This window comes from Nostoc sp. ChiQUE01b (genome assembly GCF_034531255.1).
Lineage (GTDB): Bacteria > Cyanobacteriota > Cyanobacteriia > Cyanobacteriales > Nostocaceae > Nostoc.
In genome coordinates this window covers 157,816-179,890 of sequence record NZ_JAVRBM010000008.1, presented here as the reverse complement: position 1 = coordinate 179,890, position 22,075 = coordinate 157,816, and the positions used below count along the sequence as shown (strand labels likewise).

Sequence of the window (22,075 nt, the reverse complement as noted above, 5' to 3'; positions counted from 1 at the left end):
GTGGAATGTTGAAAGTGTCAATCACATCCTCTCGGTTCGTTGTGCTTATCTCAATAGTTTATTAGCTATTTGAGTATTTCTGCCAAAAGTGGATGCTCCCAAAGCTTCTCACTAATCGCTTTTAACTCAGCAGTTGAGCTAAATCGTACCGCCTATGTCCATTAACTGTCCTTTCTGGCACAAGTTTGCCCTCTACCTCCCAACGCCTAAGCGTGGGAGTAGAAACACCTTTAAGTTTTGCCGCTTCAGATATAGTTAACTTACTCATACTAGTAGTAATAGGTCATTGCATGAGCAAGTTTAAAAAGAATTAGTTAATTATTTCGTCGCTGTTCTCATCCCTTAAGCTACTCCATACCCTGTATACGGACGCTTATACGGCGGATGTAAACCTAGAATAATATTTTCTTTCGTCACACCAATTTCTACTAATTCCCGTGCAATATCTACATCAGTCATATTGCGCTGAATCCAAATCTTCCCATCTTTAATGTCTAAATGGATGATACAGTTGTAAACTCGCTTAAGTCCCTCCCACCCGACTTCCAAAAGTTGGTAGTGGTCATGTTCTGTATCAAACATAAGCTGAGACTCAATGTCTGAATTGCCACTCTCAAAAGTAGCGTGAGACGTTAATATTTGGCGGATGCTTTGGCGGTACTGTTTTATTCTTTCCATTCGACAATCACCTCCCATTTGTCCTCACATTGAAGCGATCGCAAAATATTTAATTCTGACTGGTCAATTTCTGTCGCAATTCCCGAATAGCAGCACTAGTATTGCGCTCGTAGGCAATTTTCAAAGACTCCGTGACTACCTCTGACACATTGATATTGGGGAAATAACGGCTCCTGCTTTCAACAGTGTAGTGATCGCCTTGCAACCTGTAAATTACCAGCTGGTTCTTCCTGAACAACCAAACTTCTGGTACTCGATAAGGTTACTTTAAATATCAACTGCTGCGGCTGAAAAATACAGCAGCGATAACAATTAAACCTAAAAGTGCTAAAGGAACCCAGAGATTAGGGACATCCGACAAACTCATAAAGGATTTCCAAATAAGTACGGTACATGAGGCAGATTGTAATAGACAGTCGCTACTTTACAAATCAACTTTTAGGTAAGCCTTCTTTTAACTTCCTCAGCCAAATTTTCTAGTAGTACTTCTACTTGCTCGCCTGTCTTCAAATCTTTGAGCGAGGATTTTTGCGCTGCTGCTTCTTCAGAACCAATAATTACGCAAAATTGAATTCCTTGTTTGTCTGCTAATTGAAATTGTTTACCCAAGGGACGCTTCTCAAAGTTAGTTATCACATTAATTCCCGCTTGACGCAGGTGTTGAGAAACTTTTAAATAAGTAGGCATTAAATCTTCTTGCATATTCACTACCATTACTTGGGCAGGTGTAGCAGCTAACGTACTAAGAATACCAGCTTTTAATAAACGACTAATTAAACGAGTTAAGCCGATAGAAATGCCGACACCAGGCATTTTCTCACCCAAAAATACCCCAACTAATTCTTCATATCTCCCGCCAGAACAAATACTACCTAAAGCTTCATGTCCTAATAGGATTGTTTCGTAAACTGTGCCAGTATAGTAATCAAGACCACGGGCAATGGATAAATCAATACAGAAACGGTTTTCGGCAACTCCGAGATTACGCACCCCAGCAATTACCGTTTCTAATTCGGTAACTCCTAAGCTCAATTGTTCGGTTTCTGGCAGATTTTGAGCAAGGTGCTTGAGCTTATCTAAGACTTCATCAACCGAACCGTCAATTTTAATAAACTCAATAATTTTTTGTGCCTGTTCGGCTGAAATTCCTTCTTTCTCTAAATCTTGTTTTACTTTACTTTCACCAATCTTTTCTAGAGTATCAACAATACCAATACACGATTTTATTTGATGTTCGGCAATTCCCATTGACTTAAAAAAACCAGTAAGAACTTTTCGGTTATTGATGCGAATCAGAAAATCACCAATATTAATTGCTTCAAATATCTCCGTGATAATTGCAGGCATCTGAGCATCATAGAGCAAGCTGAGTTCACGACGAGCAACTACATCAATATCGCACTGACGAAACTGACGAAAACGTCCATCTTTTGCCCGTTCTCCACGAAAAACTACATCCGTTTGATAACGAGCAAAGGGAAAGGTTAATTCATTCAGGTGACGGGCAATATACGCCGCTAAAGGAACTGTTTGATCGAACTTTAAAGCTCTGGCTTCCGAACCAGTTTCGCCCGATTTATCTCTCTCGGCTTGGCGATTGGGTGGCAAGATGGGATCAATTCCATAAATGATATTGTCGCCTTGATTTCCTTTAGCTTGCAGCACTTCTAAACGTTCTACAGCAGGTGTTTCGATGGGCGTAAATCCATAGCTTTCAAAAACTCTACGGATGATATCTAATAAATATAATTCTAAACGCTTTTCGCTAGGAAGAAACTCTGGAAACCCGCTAGGGGTAGAAAAGTTTATTTTGTCACCTTTGGCCATGCGTGTACCTTACTAAGTTGAAATTTGAGATGAGAGTTATATCATGTCTGCTTGATTACTAGACTTCTTGCATAAATCCAAAATAATAACCCCACCCCTGGCAGCTTACATAAGAAGTATATTTATCTAAAATTTTTCCTTCTGTATCAATCACTGTATAAGAACCTGACCACTCTCCTTCATGACGGGCTATTAGGGGCATTTTTGTTTTAATAATAGACATGTTCAACTCCTATTTTTATAAGCTTTATTAGAGACTATTATTTTTCCTGTTATCAATTCTCTATTATCCATTCACTATTCTTGATTATCAAACCACCAGGGGTCACTAGTTGAGTTAGTTTTAATCAAAATAGCTTTTTTTCGCATAAACCGTTTTAGCGCCGCTGCACCCATACGTGACTGTCCCAAACCAGAGAATTTGAAGGCGTTTTTCTCTCCCTCATGCATGATGGCGGTGAGTCCAGCATCGTTGATACTAATAGCACCTGCATCTATCTGGTAGGCAACTTCTAAGGCTTCTGTTTCTGAGGCAAATACAGCAGCACTTAATCCATAGATTGAGTCATTGGCTAAAGAGACTGCTTCACCTACTGTGGAAAAAGGCATGACTGGCATAATCGGGCCAAAAGTCTCTTCGGTCATGACTTTCATGGAATGATTAACTTGGGTAAGCACTGTTGGACGACACCACCAACCCCCACCTAAATCCTCGATTACACCGCCGCAGTGAACTACTGCTCCTTTTTCAACTGCATCTAGGAGATGATCGCTAATAACGGCTGCTTGTTTTTCGGCAATAATCGGGCCAATTTCTCCACTTTCGACTGTGGGATAGGCTAGCTCAAGGGGATATGCTTTGGCTATTAGTTGATGGTAAAACTTTTCAAATATGGAGTCTGCAACATAAATTCGCTCAATTGAGAGGCATGACTGTCCGGTGTTGACGACGGAACTCCACAATATTGCTGAGGTTGCTAATTCTAAGTTGGCTGATTCCAAAACGATCGCAGGATCTTTTCCTCCTAATTCCAAAAAAGCTGGAATAAACTGTTTTGCAGCCGCCTGTGCAACTTTTCTCCCCGTCGCTACACTGCCTGTAAAGCATACCAAATCTACATTTTCAATTAAAAGAGATCCAGTTGCGCCTGCTCCTTCCACAAAAGTTAATACCTCGTGCAGTTTGGGAACGGTGTTGAGTGCTGTAATCAGTGGTGCTACGAAGCGGGGAGTGATTTCACTGGGTTTGACAATGACAGCACAACCTGCTAACAATGCCGGAATAGTATCAACAGTAGACAGTGACAGCGGAAAATTCCACGGACTAATTACCCCAACTAGGGGATAAGGTACGGATGTTTGTTGCAAGGCAATAAAGGAAATGGCTGTATTTTTTGCCGATTCTTGCAGCAATTCCGGTGCTAATCGACACCAGCGATCAATGCTGGAGAGGAAAGAATCTATTTCTAATATCGAGGTTGACAATCTTCCTGTATCATTTACTAAAGCTTCCGTGAGGCGATCGCGTCCAGATAATATCGCATCCTTCCACTGCTGTAAAGCTTCAATTCTCCCCTCTAAGCCCAACTGATGCCAGCGAACCTGTGCCCTGCGCGTGCGCTTACATTGTTGTATCAGTAGCCTTGGAGGCGGTGGGATAATTACGTAGTCAAATTTGCCAGTTCGGGGATTGCGGACTTCTATTGGTTTTGTCATTTGTCATTTGTCATTTGTCATTTGTCATTTGTCATTATTTCCTAATCCCAATCCCCATTCCCTGATTCAAATTATCTCTAGGTTGGTTAAGCGTTCAATGGTGGCTTGCAGTGTTTACAGTCTACTTCTCTTTCTACCTAATAATGATTACTAAGATGAGATTTAGCATTTAATTTTCTGAAAGTCATGTTTTATTCTGGTCTTGGTGAATTTAATTATTATTGATGCTTACCAATATTTATATCCCTTTGCCATGCTATCAGAGGATGAATAATTGCAATCAAATAAAGTAATATATTAACATTTACGTCCGTCAAACGGACGTAAATATCATTAAACAATTGTGCTGGCTAAATTATTTCCTCTAAATTTATTAGAAAATTTAGAGATTTAGTTAATAGCCCTCTATAGTATAACCAGCAGATTGGACTATCTGTTTAATTGACTCTTCAGAAGCCGTAGTGTCTACAGTGACAGTTTTAGTATCAACGTTCACATCTACTTTGGCATCAGATTCCATAGTCTGAATAGATTTAGTTATTTTCTGGGCGCACTCATTACCTTTAAGATTGGTAACTTTCAATTTAATTGCCATTACTTACCTCGTTACGTAAACTGAAATAATTTACCTTTAAGAAATATAATATCAATTTTAATAGTGAGCGCACATCTTACTTGAGTTAGGGAGTTAAGCATCGCATACATAGTAATAAATAATAGTTATACCTAAATCATTATTGACAAATTATTGAGGCAGTAAAACTAAATGAAATGCCAAAATATATAAAGTTATTTATGAAAATACACTTAGAAGCTACTAACTTATAAAAAGCCGTTTTTTAGTTTGTTATGAAGACTCCACAAGACATTCTCCTGCTTTTCTAGGCATTCTTGTTCGACATAGTTGTTTTAGTAGCACTGCCGGATCGTACAAGCGTCTATGTGTAATTTACGAAATCTTTTGATCTGTAGTTTTTAATTTATTGTATGCTTCAGGTACTTTTGCCCAGCATTTGGAGTACATATAGATTCAAAAAACAGCTATCTTGCGGCATAAATATACTGTGGGCTTCGCAACAAAGACTTTCAGTGACACAATTATGATAGAAGTGTTGGACACTGCTAATTTGGGTATTTACGCTAGAGACTGCTTCACATTGCGAATGGGAACGATTCCTGAAATGTACCAGTAGTTGAAATGCGATCGCTAGAAGCAATGAAAAAATTAGCATTTTTCGTTTGATTTATTTTCTCATCTCTACAATCAACTGTGATGCTCTAAGACTTCTTAATGCTTTTGTACAAGACGCTATGCATAGTTTGCTTTCCCATAGGGGTAAGCTATCGGTAACGCGCGACTTCAGTATACTGAAGTCATCCTGTTTATAAACACAACTACCCACTTTGTCAGTTTGTCTAATTAAGATATGTTTGGTAAATAAAATAAGTAGCCTACATCATCGGCTGTTATTCCACACTTGACATAAAGCATTGTGAGTGCAAAACGTCTGCCAGAAACCATTGCCCATGTCAGAATTACCCGCCAATCCTGGCAACACGGCTTCCTTGAGGGTGAAGTGAGTGCGGGTGAGTTTGAGTGGCATTTCCAGTGGCATTTTCGCCGGGGGGAACTTGCCGTCAAGCCTTCCCAAGGTCGCGCCTTAATCAAAGAACCCCTCGGTCGATTCTTGGAGCAACAAGATTACCAGCTAGAGCCTGGAGGAGACTATGCTTTTACGATTCGAGCAGAACTTTAGGAGTTATAAGTTGTGAAGATCAGCTAAACACATCTTGAGAAATTGAGTTGTGCTGCTGTTCACTCCATTTTAAACTTTCCATTGAAAAGCACTACACGCCAACCATCAGGGTCTTCAATCGTTACGCTTTTGCCTTTCCAATAAGGGTTTTCTGGCTCAACTTCGGGATATCCCAAACTGGCAAGACGGTTTTGGATTTGTGCTATTTTTTGTAGATCGGGGATATACAGTACCAGTAAGTTGTCTTTTGTTGGAGCAAGACAGGTACTTCCAGTTTTATGAGTTGTAAATTCTAGGTGGTATTGAGCGTTGGGCAATCCAAACATGACTCCATCGTATCCATCATGCTCTGCAAACGAGTACAGCTTTCTCAATCCCAAGCCATCCTCGTAAAACTCAACCACTTTTGCCAGTTTGTCGGTTGGTCTAGCAATTCTAAACTGAACAGCGGGAAAATGTGTATTATTTGTGTTCATATTACCTTTTCATTGAACGACAGAACAACAGACACAAAGGAGACAAGATGTAGTAAAGATGTGGAGCAGCTTAGTATAGCAAAGTGCTGAGTGCTGAGTGCTGAGTGCTGAGTAGAAACTCAGTATTATCAAAGGTTTCAGCAACCAACATAGTCCTAACCTATGCTTCGACTGCTATAACTCCTAACTTATTGACTTGACTCTTCACTCCTTACTCCTCATTGCTGATTCCGTGAGGCGATTTAAGTATCTTTCGATTAAGAGAATAGCAACAATGTCATCTATGGGTCTTGGAGGCTGTCGTAGACCCTGTGGTAATAGCTTGATTAGCCCTTTGGGCGGAAACATTTGCCAATAGCGATCGCGTGCTTCTAAGGTTGTGTAGCGCTCATCCACTAAAATAATACTCAACGGTTCTGTCAATTTTTGATATAATTTCTCTCTCCACTGTTTGGCTGTAGTTTGGTCGCCCATGACCATCAAAGAGATCGGAAACCTTTGACGCAGTGTCTCAATGGTAGCGATCGCCTCTTTTGCTAGCACGACTTGATGATAATACAGTTGCCGATCCAGTCCCATCACCGCTAAACCACACTTATCTCGACCTGGATCAAACCCCAAGATGACTGGTTGGGTTGGTGAAAATTCACGGAAATTCATAATAAATTAAAAATTAAAAATTAGAAATGTACCCTTACAGGGATCTTGCTGGGCGTAGTGTCTGCTAAATAAAAAATGCAGCTACAGCAACTATTCTGGCTGCTGTTCAATATGTTTAAATCTTACTAACAACAGTGTGCAAATAATTTTTTAAGTACTAAAAATAATTTTTCCGTTAACTATTGCCACCAATTTTACTCTCAATGGCCCGGCTGTATAAGTATCCTCTGCTGCGATTGCTTTGATCTCCAAGGGTTGATTATACTGTCTTAGTTGGCTGACAAAGCGCAGAAAAGTCCCCTCTACTTGCACATTTTCGACAATTCCGGCATTACGGGCCCGAAATTGGGAAGCAGAAATCAGTATTTCTAGCCGCTGCTGTAACTGATAAGATGTCATGGTTTTGGAATCAGCAGTAGTCGTGGCTAGCACCGCGCCTCCCGAAAAAACCAGTTGATTCTGGGCTGTATCCGCGAAAAATTCTATCTGCTTTTCTCCCCTAACATAATTACCAGCAGAGAAAATTCGCACGACATATTCTTTACCATCGCCAATCTGCTTGCTTAATTGATCGACTCTATCCTGGGTCACGCGCAGCAGCTCTAAATTTGCCGGATTTGCTCCTGGCTCGCTTAATTCAAGGTTGGCGTTGCGATTGGCTTCTTGTAAAAGTTGTACCACTGCCTGACGAGCAGCAGCAGGTTGAGTAACACGAATTACAGCAGCCGACAGAACTTGACCACGAACTAAGGCCAGCTTGCCCAAACGCAGGTCGCGGTAAGACTGATAATATTTTTCCAGTCTGGCAACTTCCTGTTCTAGTTCCTCCTGTTGTGCTTCCAATTCTTTGAGGCGCGATTCTCGTTTGGCAATCACTTGCTCTCGCGCTGTAATTTCGACATTACGTTTTTGAATTAGTTGATCGAGTTGAGAAATTTTTTGATCGCGCTGTTCTATGGCTTCTTGACGGTTAGCAAGTTCGCGATCGCGTTTTTCAATTGCTGTTTTGGCTTCGTCAATGGCTTTTTTCGCTTCCGCATAAAGCCGTTGGCGTTCTGTCTTCAGTAGTTCAACTGCCGCCTGTAGTTCCTTTCTCTGGTTGTAAACACTTTGCAATTCAGCTATGGCTTTTTGGTATTGAGTTACCACCCGATCTAGCTGACCTTGAGTGCGTTGGAGTTGAGTTTGGGTTTGGGCTTGTTGACTAATGGTGCGGTTCAGCTGGGCTTGCGTTTCCCTCTGTTTGGCATTTGCCGTCTGCAAGGATTGATTAATTGCCTGCAAGTCTTGTTGTGCCTTTGCTTGAGCAATTCTTGCTTGGTTTAGCTCGCTCTCTACCTGACTTTTCTGAGTTTCTGCGGTTTTTAGCTGTTCTCGCTTCTGTCTGAGGTCTTTTTGAATATCCTCTAACTCAAAGACTCCTTTTCGCAAGCCTTCGTCGGCAGCGAATAAAATCCCTAAAGTTGATGCGGAAATTAAACCACCAGTAAAAATTGTTACTAGTATAGCGGTATTTTTCGGACGAAGCTTAAAAAGTGAGAGGCGGGCTTTGCCAACTCGTGTGCCGATGCGATCGCCAACAGTGGCAATTACGCCTCCCAGAATCAAAATTGCTGCGATGAGGATGTATCCGGTGGTCATCTTTAGCTACCGAAATCCTTCCAGATACAGCCTACTACTTTTAAGCATTGTCTGGAAAGAAGTGGAAATTGGCAATAGCTGAAATTATTCAATTTTAGATTTACCTCTAGCTATTAGTGTCATTTTTCAAAATACAACACGCGCCGATTCCCCTTCCTCCAATTGTTTTTATGTGAACTGCCTACTTAAGGTAACAGGTTTATGCACAGTAATCTTCTTTTTGTGGATGGAAATCATCTTTTTCTCACGCAAATCTCCCAGTAGCCTAGTAACAGTAACACGAGTTGAACCAATTGCCTCTGCGATCGCTTGATGAGATAACTTCAGATCAATTGTGATCCCATCTGCACAAGGAACGCCAAAATCCCGACAAAGAATTAACAAAAAACTCACCAACCTAGAACCCATATCGCGGTGGGCAAGAGTTTCAATCATCATCTCTGTTTGTAAAATTCGCGAAGACAGACCTCGCAGCATTAACATTGATAATTCTGGATTTTCCTTGAGTGCTTGCTCAACTTGTTCAATTGGTGCCGACAGTAATTCCACAGGGGTAAATGCAACTGCATGGTAAAACCTATCCGATTTATTTCCTGTCAGCAATGACAATACACCAAAAACACTATTTTCTCGCAACAGTGCTACCGTTATTTCCTCTCCTGCCTCGTACACCCTGGAAAGTTTCACAGCACCCTTTAAAAGAAAATAAACTCGTTCGGCAGGATCGCCAGGAAAAAAGATCGTTTTATTGCGTTCAAACGTTTCCACAACTGGCGGAAACGCCCCGGTCGCCATCTGACGAAAAACATTTGCTAGGGCTTTATCTTGTGTCACGATCATCTCCCTTCCCCTACCCAATGCCGGAAAAACAAAAACTGATTACCTAAGAATACACCTGAAAAATGAATAAAGCACCGTCAACCTTTCTGTACTTTCCTATACTCAAACTAATCTCTTCATAACTCTTTGTTTATAATGATACATAATTGTTGATCCTTTCAGCTACTACTTGTTGATAAGTAGTTCCAATAGCTGTATTCAAAAGGTTTTTTGAAGAACAAATAAAGATATCTTGAGAATATCTTTATAAAAAATCAAGATTTTTTTCATAGAAAACACCCTTAGCAATATTCATTTTTGTCAATCCTGTATAAAACAAAGACAAAACGTGCCTCAGATTCTAGTATGCTCCTAATGATCGATCGCATTAACAATTTATATGCTAAATCTGACTGGAAAAAATGCCCTTGTTACAGGTATTGCCAATAACCGCTCGATCGCCTGGGGCATCGCTCAACAGCTGCACAAAGCTGGAGCAAACCTGGGTATTACCTACCTACAGGATGAACGCGGCAAGATGCAGAAAAAAGTCGCAGAATTGGTAGAACCTCTTAACCCCAGCTTATTTCTTCCCTGTAATGTCCAAGATGACGAACAAATTAAATCTACCTTTGAGACAATCCGCGAACAGTGGGGAAAGCTAGATATCCTCATCCATTGTCTGGCTTTTGCCAGCAAAGATGATTTAAGTGGAGATTTTAGCCAAACCTCTCGCTCTGGCTTCAACACCGCCTTAGAAATTAGTACCTACTCGCTGGTGCAGTTAAGTGGTGCAGCCAAACCTTTGATGACAGAGGGAGGTAGCATCGTCACCCTGACATATTTAGGTGGTGTCAGAGCAATCCCCAACTACAACGTTATGGGAATTGCCAAGGCGGGGTTAGAAATGAGTGTGCGTTACCTGGCTGCTGAACTAGGGCCACAAAATATCCGCGTCAATGCCATCTCCGCAGGCCCCATCCGCACTTTGGCATCTTCAGCAGTGGGTGGAATTTTGGATATGATTCATCATGTAGAAGAAATAGCACCCTTACGACGCACCGTCAGTCAGCTAGAAGTAGGCAACGCTACCGCTTTCTTGTGTAGTGATTTGTCCAGCGGCATTACCGGACAAATTCTCTATGTAGATGCAGGATATGAAATTATGGGAATGTGACGCGATAAAGTTAGGAGTTAGGGTGAGAAAGTTAGGAGTTAGAAGTGAGGAGTTAAGAGTTAAAAATTTATAACTCATAACTCATAGTTCTTAATTCCTAACTCATAACTCCTAACTTTTAACTCTTCCACTCCCCATGCAAACAACCAAACTAAATTCAAACTACGATCGCTTAACCCAAACCCCTCGGATTGCCACTATTCACCGCACCACTGGTGAAACTAATGTGCAAGTTACCATCAACCTGGATGGTAGAGGAACTTGCACAGCAGCAACAGGTATTCCGTTTTTGGATCACATGTTGCATCAAATTGCCTCCCACGGGCTGATTGATATAGATGTCCAAGCCAAGGGAGACTGGGAAATTGACGATCATCACACCAACGAAGATGTAGGCATTACTTTAGGGCAAGCTTTGAACCAAGCATTAGGCGACAGAAAAGGCATTGTCCGCTTTGGTAGTTTTCTTGCACCACTGGATGAAGCCTTAGTTCAGGTAGCGCTAGACTTTTCTGGACGGCCTCACCTCAGCTATGGCTTGCAAATTCCTACCCAGCGTGTAGGAACCTATGATACCCAGTTAGTGCGAGAATTTTTTGTGGCTTTGGTGAACCATAGCCAGATGACACTGCACATTCGGCAACTGGATGGCATTAATTCCCATCACATCATTGAAGCGACATTTAAAGCTTTTGCAAGAGCAACACGGCTGGCGGTGGAAATTGACCCTCGTCGTGCTGGTCTAATTCCTAGTTCTAAAGGTGTTCTGTGAAAGGAGTCAAAAGGGGCATGGGGCAAAACAGTTCCTTTTTTCCGAGTTCCCAGTCCTGAGTAAAGAAGCAAGATTCCCAACTCAGCACTCAGCACGGGCTAAACCTTAGCTATCCGCTAACATGACTCAGCACTCTTGAGGGGCATGGGGCATTGGGCATTCAAAAGAGGCTCCAGGGCCGGGGTGCTGCTCTTGCTAAAGGGAAAACTCTTCTCCCTTGCTCCCTCTGCCCCCTGCTTCCCTGCCTTTTCCCCACTCCCCACTCCCCACTCACTCCCTACTCCCCAGTTCCCGATAATTGACACACAGCTTGGTGATGGTTATTATCAGCCTACCGGGTAATTTTTAATTAATACCAAGCTGATAAATAGTGATTTAACCGAGATGAAGTCTGTTGCAGATGACCCTAATTCTCAACTTAATACGACAGACATTCCGCCAGTAGTACTAACTTCTGAGTTGCGAAAAGTCTATCGCACTGGTTTTTGGCTAAATCAAAAAGTCGTATCTCTGAAAAACTGTTCTTTAACGGTTTACAAAGGCGAAACCTTTGGGTTACTAGGGCCAAATGGTGCTGGGAAAACCACCCTTTTAAAATTGTTGCTGGGAATTATTCATCCTACCTCTGGACGGGGATCGTTGTTGGGTAAGCCAATAGGCGATCGCAGTGTTAAGCAACATATCGGTTATCTACCAGAAAATCCCTATTTGTATGACTATCTCACTGGCTGGGAATTTTTGCAGCTAGCAGCTGGGCTATTCCAAATTCCCCAAAGTATCCAACGCCAACGTATTCCTCAACTGCTGGAATTAGTGGGTTTATCCCAAGCCGATGCCCGTAAAAAGTTGCTGCGTCGCTATTCCAAAGGAATGCTACAGCGTGTTGGTATGGCACAGGCGCTAATTAACGAGCCAGATTTAGTTTTTCTGGATGAACCAATGTCTGGTCTCGATCCGGTGGGACGCTACCAAATGCGGGAAATTATTCTGGCGCTCAAAGCCGCTGGTAAGACGATTTTTTTCAATAGCCACGTTCTGAGTGAAGTAGAACAGATTTGCGATCGCATTGCCATCCTCGCTCAAGGTGAACTAATTTGCTCTGGTTCCCTCAATGAACTTTTAGGCTTCAAAAACACATATCACGTCAAAGGTCAAGGTGGTAACTGGGAAATTCTCAAAAAATGGATACCCACTCTCATATTTGAGCCTGATGGTTCCTGGCACGGTACACTACAAGATGATTACTATGATTTTCTTGCCAGTCTTCGTCTCATGGAAGGTAAAATTATCGCCATGAACTTGTCACGTCACTCCCTAGAAGAATTTTTTATTCAACAAATCCAAAGAAAAAACAACTCATTGAATTAGTTTTGTTGCCAAATAGGAAATTGTCGACTGGCTTAAAGAACAAAACCCAAATTCTGCTTTTTTAAGTTCTCTTTGCCAACGCAACCCACAAAAAATAAAATTCCGACATCTTTTCAAGGTTATTTGTATTTATTTAATGAACTTGTTCCTAATTTTAGTAGTCCCTTACTACTCATCGCAGATTTTAAATATCATTAAATTAACTTTGACAAGAAAACTTTATTCGTAACTACTTGATTGTTGGCTAACAAACAATTTCTTGTAGAAACTGGGTTTAGTTGCCTAAATCCTATATTTTTTGATATTGTTCTATTCAAGCAACATTAACTTTAAGCTAACTTCACTAAAAATTTAAGTTCAATAAACAAATTTCCTCCGGAAAATCACACTTTTCTAGGAAAATAAGAGTGTCGGGGAACTTGAATATTTAGGTATAGTCAAAATAAAAATGTTTAGACAGTACTTTATAGATTGTAGTTTCAGAGTCTCAGGTAAATATGCTTAACAAAAGTTTGTCTAAATTCCTAATTCAGCCAGCTGTCGGTATGGCTTTGTTAACTGCTGTCAATGCCGCTGTGTCATCTGCCAGTCTAGCTCAGGGACAACCATTACCACCAACTACACAACCACCAATCACACAAACACAATTAGATACTAATTATTCATTAGGAGGCGGCGATCTCATCCGTGTAAATGTATTTGAAGTGCCTGAATATACAGGTGAATATCAAATTCCCCCAGGTGGAGCAATCAACCTACCTTTAATTGGCAGTGTGTCAGTACTAGGGCTAACAACTGAACAAGCTTCTGACGAAATAGCTAGAAGATATGCTCGCTTCCTCAAACGTCCCTTAATCTCAGTCAATCTGTTGTCTCCTCGTCCCATCAATATTTTCGTTGCTGGAGAGGTGACACGTCCTGGAGCTTACACTCTAAGCTTGAGCGGAGGCGCCGGCAACAATCCAGGCGTACAATACCCAACTGTATTAGCCGCATTAACAACAGCGCAGGGGGTGACTTTAGCTGCGGATGTGACTCAAGTTCAATTACGGCGTAAGATAGGACGTTCTTCAGAGCAAGCTGTTAGCCTCAATTTGAAGGAACTCATTCAAACAGGCAACTTATCGCAGGATATTACCTTGCGAGATGGAGACACTATAGTTGTGCCAACAGCAACCAACTTCAGCGTCGCAGAATCTCGCAATATATTTGCAGCTAACTTTGCCGCCAGTCAAACCACACCCCGCACAGTAACAATTATTGGTGAAGTTAACCGTCCTGGTTCGTATCTTGTTACCCCAGGTAATACAGATAGCCAAGTGGGCGCAACCCCTAACAGTGGCACTGCCAGCCCTACTGGTCTACCAAATGTGACACGGGTAATTCAATTAGCTGGTGGAATTACAGCACAAGCTGATGTGCGTAATCTCAAACTACGCCGACCTACAAGAACTGGCTCAGAACAATCTATAGATATTAATCTTTGGCAACTGTTACAGAGTGGTGATGCCAATCAAGACATCATTGTGCAAGACGGAGATACGATTGTTATTCCGACGGCAACTGAAATTAACCCCGCAGAAGCGACTCAATTAGCTACCACTACTTTGTCTCCTACACGGATTCAGGTTGGTGTGGTCGGCGAAGTCAAAAAACCAGGGTTAACAGACGTTCAACCAAATAGCTCTTTAAATCAAGCTATACTCGCCGCTGGCGGATTTAATGATGCCAGAGCTAGTAGTAAAGCTGTTGATTTAATTCGCCTCAACCCTAATGGTTCTGTCACTAAACGTATAGTAAAAGTGGATTTCTCCGCTGGGATTAATGAGCAAACTAATCCCATACTCCGCAATAATGACGTTGTAGTAGTCAACCGATCTGGTGCAGCTAAGACTGGCGATACCATAAACACTGTAACTGGACCTCTAGGTATTATCCTTAATCTTCTGAACTTATTCGGACTCTAGTTTAAGAGATAGATGCAAATGGGGACGTTGCCAACCCTCTTCGTCCCTAAAATTGCACTATCCTTTGATCAACACCAAGTTACATATAACTAACGCTCGACAAGGCATCGCTTCTTCCAAATTGCGTTTTATAGAGGCTGTGATACTGGTTAGGACAAGTCTGCGATAAATATCTGACAGATGCTCTCTTCTGATTTGCCAATGTTCTAAGCTATCTGACCACTTCTATATATCCGTTATTATAATAATTTTAAGTAATATTACTCTTAGAGAAATACTGTAAACTTTACAACTCTCACTGTAAATTCTTAATGTGCATTAATAGGCTTTGGCAATCTTTATTGTAGGTACTTGGATTTCTTATGATAATGAGAATATTTTAGACAGCATATGCGGTAAGTACTAGTCCAGAATTTATTTTTAGTCATTTAGTGATTCTTATTATCATAAGAATTATTTAAGTAAATTAACTAATTGATGACAGATATACTATTTTAACCACAGATACCGCGTATACACAGTAGAATGATGTCGAATTGGAAATGACGCCATTTGTGCGGTTGCTTGGTGTTCATGAATAGGGTAACTCTGGATACTGATATTTTTTATTCAGTGATTTTATCAGATGTTTGCGATTTTTTGGAACACAAGCTCAAAAGGTGGTTCAGCCATATTTAGGCGAAAATGCGCAGGTTTAAACCTATAAAACCGTGTATAAACTTACAAGTGGCAGTGATATGACCGTATCCAATACTGGGTTATTAACTAAGGCTAGAGTTACTGACCGTTAACGATTGAGTTTTTGCAACATACCCTATTTTTTCCCTATGATGATTCATGGTTTCGGTTTTCTCAGTTTGAGCGCATCTTTTGTACTTCCCTGGGCATTAACAGGTCTGGTTCAAGGACAGAGAATAACAGAGTCTTTATTTAAAGATGTTCCTCAGTCATCTACTGTTCAGGAAATACCAGTACCTAACCGCAAGCTAATCAGTCGTATTTCAACTGCGACAACATACTATGTTAGTGGTAACGGAAACGACAGAAATAGCGGGCTTTCTACCTCATCTGCTTTTAGGACACTTCAAAGGGCAGCAAACCTTACCAATCCTGGTGACACGGTACTTATTATGAACGGGGACTACAAGAATAGGCCCAAAGATGGGGCTGTACTAGGTATTAAACGTTCTGGAAGAGCAAATGCATGGATTAAATATAAAGCATATCCTGGGCATTTTCCAAAAATTCAGCACAATACATGGAATGGTATCTCGATTTCAAATGGAGCTTCATATATCGAGATTAACGGGCTGGAGGTCATAGGGAACAATGCTAAAATGAACTATAATGAGGCGTATGCGTCATATTTGTCAAGAAAGAAGAAGAAGAAACCATCAAATCCGCTTACTGACGGAAATTGCATAAGCATAGGAGAAGACAAAAGTCATCCTCATCACATAAATATTCTGAACAACAAAGTGCATGATTGTGGAGGATCAGGTATCTCAGCAATGCAAACTGATTATGTGAAAGTGGATAATAACACTGTTTTCAATAACGCTTGGTACACAGTTAATGGTTCCAGTGGCATTTCCATGCTTGATAATTGGAGTTCTGACAACAACCGGGGATACAAGATATTTGTGACCAATAACAAGAGCTACAAAAATCGAATGTACATTCCTTGGATTAAAGTCGGAAAGATATCAGACGGTAATGGCATTATTGTAGATGTTTCAAAAGGATATAGAGGACGGATTTTAATTGCTAACAATATCACCTACAAGAATGGTGGTTCAGGTATTCATGCCCATGATAGTGAGCATATCGATATTATCAACAACACGGCATATTTGAATCAGCAAAGTCCAGAAGTTAAAAAAAAGGCAAAGGGCGAAATTTATGCTGGTTATTCGTCTGATGTCAGAATTTTCAATAACATTATGTATGCTTCTCCAGGTAATGCTGTGAATAGCAACATGAAAAATGTCAACGTCACTTATGACTACAATGTTTATTCCAATAATTCGACGATCAAGATTACAGGATCTCGTGATATGATTGGAGATCCACAGTTTGTTAATGCCTCGGCTCGTGACTTTAGATTGAAATCAACAAGTCCGGCAATTAATAATGGTTTAAAGTGGAAAAGTTTGACAACGGATTTTCTAGGCAATCCTCGTGTGTCCGGTTATGCAACCGATAGAGGAGCAATTGAAAATAGGTAGTAGTTAAAAGTATAGCATTGGGTTGTATGATAAGGTTCTTATTTATACAGAGCTTTTGTCTACAACCCAATTGGAGACGGGTCATGAAAAGCCACAAGGGAAAACAAGACCCAATAGCACGACCGCATAAACAAGAAGAATAGAGATGCTGAAATTATGTGCGGCTACCGGAGATATTTGGATGAATAAGGTTTTGTGCATGGAGCGAACTGAGTTACACATATTACTTGCGAGGCTAGCAAAAATCCTAATAAACCCAATTAAACTAGAGTGGCAACATCTAAAGAAATCGGACTACCATCCTCAAAATTATCTATAGCTTCTAATATAGCGTTTCCTATACTGATGAAGATATACCTTATCAGATATAGGAGCGCTATATAATTCTAAGTCCGGTTAATTATTTATTATTTAAAACTTCTTGCGTCTTGGCGTCAGTATTTATTAATAAATATTTATCCGAACTTGATTAGCTCCTAAAATAATTTTTTTGAAGCTTTATTTCTTCGCTAGTCCCTTCAACTCTTTTGTCAACTCTCTTGGGTTAAAATATTCGTGAGAATGATATCGATAACTAGTAGATTCATTTTTATCAATGACTCCATTGACTACTAAACCTAGAACGTTGTAATTGGATCTCTCTAATATCTCTTGAGCAGCATTAGCACTGTTGGAATCAATTACTCCCGGTCTGGCTACTAACAAAATACCATCAGTCATTTGGCTTAAAGTCAAAGCATCGGCTGCCAAAAGTAGTGGAGGGGCATCAATAATTACAAAGTCATATTTATACTGAGATGAGAAATTCTCAATCAGTGATGCCATCCGTTTTGAGTCAAGCAAAGCAAGTGGGTTGAGAGGTCTAACTCCAGCAGTTAAAACATCAAGGTTGTCCATTACCTTAGATACGGCAATGTCAAATTCAGCCTGACCTACAAGAACCTCACTCAAACCAACTTCATTGGTTAGTTGCCAGAGATGATGTTGAGAAGGAACTCGCATATCTGCATCAATTAGTAAAACTTGACGTCCTAGTTGAGCGATCGCTGCTGCCAAATTAGCTGAAACTGTAGACTTACCTTCTTTAGGAACTGCGCTAGTAATTACAATGGTTTTGAGCAAATTATCTGAACTTAAGAATTTCAGATTTGCTTGAATCATCCGGTACATTTCGCTCGTTAAAGAGTGAGGAGTGTCCCTAACAGCAATTGTTTGAGATATTGATTCTGCATTTGAATAACGAGAACGAAGCTTTTTAACAGACAAAGGAACAATTCCTAGCAAAGTATATCCAAATACATCTCTAATTTCTTTAAGTGTTTTTAGAGATCTATCTCTCATGGCGAGAAAAAGTACAGTTGTGGTAGCAAAAAACAAACCGAACATGACTCCTAGCACCAAAACAATAATTGTTTTGGTTAATGTGGGATCTTCGGGCACTAAAGCCTGAGCAATAATCCGGGAACTAGGTGCATTTGTATTTTCAACTAACTGTAGCTCTTGAACCTTTTTCAATAAAGTTTGATAGGTTGATTCTGCAACTTCAACTTTCCGTTCCAACTCTCGCTGATTTTGTGCCAGCTGGGGTATGAGTTTCACCCGCTGTTCGTAGCTGGCACGAGAATTATATAGAGAGGAGAGTCTTTGAGTTAAGCCAAAACGTTGTATTTCTGATTGCAAAAAGTTTTGTATCAGGCTTTGTCTGAGTTCTCCAATCTGCAATAAGCTCTGGGGAACTTGTGTTTGATTGCCAATAGTCTGACCAACTTGCTGTTGCAAGAGAGATTTTAAATTAGCTTTTTTTGCTTCTAGGTTAATAATTATAGGATTGTCATCTAGAAAACGGCTGCGCTCAACCGCTAACTGCCGATCAGTCTCTTGGAGTTGTGTAAGAATTCCCTGTACTGCTGGTGACTGACTGAGGGCACTCACAGCGATCGCTTCCTGAGAATTTAGCTCTACTTTCTGCCGCAGTTGATTGGTTTGGGCATTTACCTCATCCAGTTGAGCCTTGACAGTATTCATCTCATTGTCTAGATTTCCAATAGTCGCAACAGCTGACTTTGTCTCCTCTGATAAATCTGCAATCTGATGCTTTTGTTTAAATATACGTAGCGCTACTTCTGCATTATTAACAGCAGCTTGAGTTGTAGGAAGTTGCTTGGCCATAAACTGACGAGTTGCTCCTGCCTCAGAGCGATTTGTCAGAATATCATTTTCTAAATAAAACCTCATAATTGTGTTGACTACTGCCGCTGCTTCTTCAGGATCGTGACTTTTATAAGCAATACGCAATACATCTGTCCCACCAACAATTTTTAGGTTCAGGACTTTTAGTAGTTTTTTCACCTCCAGAGGTTCACCTTCGTTGTCTTTAAGTTGTAGTTTGTCTATTGTCCGTTGTAATAAAGCTGGGGAAGAAATAACTTCTATCTGACTGCTGATGGGATTTTGAGTTGCTACTAATGGTTTCAAATCTCCTGCCTCTCCTCCTTCAGAGGTATCAGGATAAAGATTATTGCCTGCTACTTTAAAACTGGGAACCCTGAATAACAGTTTTCCTTCTGCTTCATAGTCTGGCTTCAGAAACAGTATAGATATGGCACTCAGAATAACTGTTGCCGCAAATATACTGAAAGCCGGTAACCACCACCGTTTCAATATCAATAAGTAACGATTAAGGTCTAAATCAATAGATTCTCTAGATTCCATAGATTTTTCTGACATAAATCTTCCAAAGTACAGGTCTTAAGCAAGAAACTAAAAATTGACTTAGAACAGCCACAAACCAGTGCAATTGACAATACTGATTATATATAATTTTACAATATAAAATATAGTATAGACCAATACGGTTCAGTTAAGGCTTAACTCTTTATCAAAATCATTTTTTTAACGTAGACGCAAAGCGGCTTGCCGTAGGCTACCGCCAAAGACGCAAAGATAGAGAAGCAAGAAATATTTAACTGAACTGTCTTGTAGTATAGAGTATTTAAGTTAAAATTTAGTCCCCATTTGGTGCAAATGTGTAACGGTGGTCTGTGTACCTTTATTCAGCAAAAAATTTGTTAATTTTGGGATTTGAGGTGAGTTAACTACGTCCCATAAATCAACCCTTTAGTAACAGGACGTTCAATTAAAAGTTTTTTGCATTAGCCATCAACTATTAATATTCAATTTATCTCTGGATTATCAAAGGCTTGATTTTTTTACTTGGATACTATACGGCTATATTCCTTGTCAGAGCAACTATCTTAACCTGAGTTCGGAATAAGCTGAAACCTTGATTTGGTCGTTAGTTTTGACAGTGTGAAACCCTTATTCTTTCGTCCAAGCAATTAAATTTGAGTCCTTAACCCAAACTGACGTTATCTTAGCCAAAGCCAAAATTTCACAATCAAGTAAAAAACTCGACTTTAGTCAGTTTGTAATTTTTGGACAGAAACATCTACTCATTACTCAATCCAGTTACTTAGTATAGTAATTCTGAAAGTTCAAGTAGCTACCTACTTTGCCAAACTTTATCGTAAGCATCTAACAGTTTTGGAGCTTGATATTGCCATTCAAGAATCTCCTCCATTCTGCGTCGCCCCTCGGCTCCAAGCTTTTCTCTACGTTCAGGAAAATCTAGAAGTTGCAGAATTTTCTCAGCAAATTCCACCTCATCGTTAGGCTTGGCATAAAGAGATGCTTCTTGTGCAGAACGTCTTCCTTCTCGCAAATCAAACTGGACAATTGGTTTTCCCATTGCCATATATTCAAGGATTTTATTCATAGTGCAGTTTTCGTTATAAGCAGATGTTGGAGAAGGCTCTACACACACATCGCAGCTGGAAAGCCGCTCTAAGAGTTCTTCACCTTGCTTAAACCCTGTAAATTCTACAAACTCATTCACTTCTAACTCTTTAGATAAGTCCTTGAGCTTTTCTGCCATAGGTCCACTACCAATTAGCATAAAGTGAATATCAGAGCGATTTTTTTTGTGGACAATGTAATATACCATTCTGAGGAGATAATCAATACCCTCTGGTTCTCCCATAACACCCATGTAACCTATCAAGTAGTTTCTACCTCTACGGTAATTGGGGTTTGGAGGCATTCGGCGAAAGCGCGAAAGATCCGGCGCGCTACGAACTATAAATACTTTCTCTGGTTTCTTGTGCCCACGGTTAAGAGCTACTTCTCGGTGTGACTCGTTCGTTGAAATTACCATATCTGCTGTGGCATAGGTCAAGCGTTCAGCCCAGCGTAATCCATGATAAAAAATATCGCGCCGCCGATACTTAGCTTCATACATTTCCGGACTGAGGTCATGATGATCGAAGATAATAGATATACCATGAAATAATTTAAACCATGCTGCTACCAAGAAAAGTAAATCGGGCGGATTACAAATATGTATGACATCAAAACCACGCTCTCGCCATACCCTTTGAGCTAGACGGAATTGCCAGTTAATCGCCCAACTGTACTCTCGGAGATAGCCAATGACAGAACTTTCTTCTGGTGGTAGAGGATGACGGTAAATGTGAATCTGCTCAATAATTTCGTAATCTTTTTCAAAGCCATTACCTGTAGGTGAAATTACACTAACTTCATACCCAGCTTTTTGCAAAGTAGTTGCTTCCATCCATACCCGTCTATCAAAGGGAACTGGGAGATTTTCAACGATAATTAGTACTTTCTTCGGTGATGCCATAATAATTTCAATTTTTAATTAGTTTAGTAAGTAATTATTCACTCACTCACTCGGAACAATGGTCGAAACCCTGAATTTATGGGTATAAGCAGGGGAAATGTGAAACGTTACTTTAGTAAAACACTCACTTGTCAAGTCTAAAATATACCTTATTTATGGAACCTATATTCATACTTGGCGAAACTGGGTTGAACAATAAATATGCATATCTACATCATAATAGCTATCAGTTTTGCTGCTACTAGCTGGTTACAGTTATATTGATTAATCATTTTCTTGTTACTTAATCT

The 22,075-nt window shown here is 40.3% G+C and carries 17 protein-coding genes and 1 pseudogene; 6 read left to right on the top strand and 12 right to left on the bottom strand.

The window, feature by feature from the left end; genetic code table 11:
- Positions 1-127: 127 nt before the first annotated feature.
- The 6 genes and pseudogenes from RMY63_RS08400 to RMY63_RS08375 all read right to left on the bottom strand — a co-directional run.
- Positions 128-268: pseudogene (locus tag RMY63_RS08400) on the bottom strand (MerR family DNA-binding transcriptional regulator); the annotation flags it as partial.
- Between the two features lie 74 nt (positions 269-342).
- Entirely contained in the window at positions 343-678 is a 336-nt protein-coding gene (locus tag RMY63_RS08395; RefSeq protein ID WP_322728266.1) for a XisI protein, read from the bottom strand.
- Positions 679-1,116: 438 nt separating this feature from the next.
- Positions 1,117-2,505, bottom strand: coding sequence for a histidine--tRNA ligase (gene hisS / locus RMY63_RS08390; RefSeq protein ID WP_322728265.1), 1,389 nt, complete (start codon positions 2,503-2,505; stop codon positions 1,117-1,119).
- A 58-nt stretch (positions 2,506-2,563) separates the two neighbouring features.
- Positions 2,564-2,728: a hypothetical protein gene (locus RMY63_RS08385; RefSeq protein WP_322728264.1), complete on the bottom strand. Its 165-nt coding sequence runs from the start codon at positions 2,726-2,728 to the stop codon at positions 2,564-2,566.
- Positions 2,729-2,802: 74 nt separating this feature from the next.
- Positions 2,803-4,221, bottom strand: coding sequence for an aldehyde dehydrogenase family protein (locus RMY63_RS08380; protein WP_322728263.1), 1,419 nt, complete (start codon positions 4,219-4,221; stop codon positions 2,803-2,805).
- A 394-nt stretch (positions 4,222-4,615) separates the two neighbouring features.
- On the bottom strand, positions 4,616-4,816 hold the full coding sequence (locus RMY63_RS08375) for a heavy-metal-associated domain-containing protein (RefSeq protein ID WP_322728262.1): 201 nt from the start codon (positions 4,814-4,816) through the stop codon (positions 4,616-4,618).
- Between the two features lie 898 nt (positions 4,817-5,714).
- Here RMY63_RS08375 and RMY63_RS08370 point away from each other — a divergent pair.
- Positions 5,715-5,978: a DUF3146 family protein gene (locus tag RMY63_RS08370; RefSeq protein ID WP_069070640.1), complete on the top strand. Its 264-nt coding sequence runs from the start codon at positions 5,715-5,717 to the stop codon at positions 5,976-5,978.
- Positions 5,979-6,037: 59 nt separating this feature from the next.
- Here RMY63_RS08370 and RMY63_RS08365 read toward each other — a convergent pair whose 3' ends face one another.
- From RMY63_RS08365 to ntcA, 4 genes are all read right to left on the bottom strand, one after another.
- The gene (locus tag RMY63_RS08365) at positions 6,038-6,454 is read right to left on the bottom strand and encodes a VOC family protein (RefSeq protein ID WP_322728261.1); all 417 of its coding nucleotides are present in this window, start codon (positions 6,452-6,454) and stop codon (positions 6,038-6,040) included.
- 204 nt (positions 6,455-6,658) lie between these two features.
- On the bottom strand, positions 6,659-7,114 hold the full coding sequence (locus RMY63_RS08360) for a Holliday junction resolvase RuvX (RefSeq protein ID WP_322728260.1): 456 nt from the start codon (positions 7,112-7,114) through the stop codon (positions 6,659-6,661).
- 150 nt (positions 7,115-7,264) lie between these two features.
- Positions 7,265-8,755: a DUF3084 domain-containing protein gene (locus RMY63_RS08355; protein ID WP_322728259.1), complete on the bottom strand. Its 1,491-nt coding sequence runs from the start codon at positions 8,753-8,755 to the stop codon at positions 7,265-7,267.
- Between the two features lie 168 nt (positions 8,756-8,923).
- Positions 8,924-9,595, bottom strand: a complete 672-nt coding sequence (gene ntcA / locus RMY63_RS08350; protein WP_010998529.1) for a global nitrogen regulator NtcA — start codon at positions 9,593-9,595, stop codon at positions 8,924-8,926.
- 379 nt (positions 9,596-9,974) lie between these two features.
- Between ntcA and fabI the strand changes: the two genes are divergently transcribed.
- The 5 genes from fabI (at position 9,975) to RMY63_RS08325 (ending at position 17,086) form a co-directional block, all read left to right on the top strand.
- Complete coding sequence (gene fabI / locus RMY63_RS08345) at positions 9,975-10,751, top strand: enoyl-ACP reductase FabI (RefSeq protein WP_322728258.1); 777 nt, start codon at positions 9,975-9,977, stop codon at positions 10,749-10,751.
- A gap of 136 nt (positions 10,752-10,887) precedes the next feature.
- A complete protein-coding gene (gene hisB, locus RMY63_RS08340) occupies positions 10,888-11,523 on the top strand; it encodes an imidazoleglycerol-phosphate dehydratase HisB (protein ID WP_322728257.1) in 636 nt (211 codons plus the stop codon).
- A 384-nt stretch (positions 11,524-11,907) separates the two neighbouring features.
- Positions 11,908-12,891, top strand: coding sequence for an ABC transporter ATP-binding protein (locus tag RMY63_RS08335; RefSeq protein WP_322728256.1), 984 nt, complete (start codon positions 11,908-11,910; stop codon positions 12,889-12,891).
- A 497-nt stretch (positions 12,892-13,388) separates the two neighbouring features.
- A complete protein-coding gene (locus RMY63_RS08330; protein WP_322728255.1) occupies positions 13,389-14,858 on the top strand; it encodes an SLBB domain-containing protein in 1,470 nt (489 codons plus the stop codon).
- A gap of 827 nt (positions 14,859-15,685) precedes the next feature.
- Complete coding sequence (locus tag RMY63_RS08325) at positions 15,686-17,086, top strand: choice-of-anchor Q domain-containing protein (protein WP_322728254.1); 1,401 nt, start codon at positions 15,686-15,688, stop codon at positions 17,084-17,086.
- Between the two features lie 498 nt (positions 17,087-17,584).
- Here RMY63_RS08325 and RMY63_RS08320 read toward each other — a convergent pair whose 3' ends face one another.
- Together RMY63_RS08320 and RMY63_RS08315 are read right to left on the bottom strand one after the other, a co-directional pair.
- On the bottom strand, positions 17,585-19,813 hold the full coding sequence (locus RMY63_RS08320) for a GumC family protein (protein WP_322728253.1): 2,229 nt from the start codon (positions 19,811-19,813) through the stop codon (positions 17,585-17,587).
- A gap of 775 nt (positions 19,814-20,588) precedes the next feature.
- Positions 20,589-21,785, bottom strand: a complete 1,197-nt coding sequence (locus RMY63_RS08315) for a glycosyltransferase family 4 protein (protein ID WP_322728252.1) — start codon at positions 21,783-21,785, stop codon at positions 20,589-20,591.
- Positions 21,786-22,075: the final 290 nt, after the last annotated feature.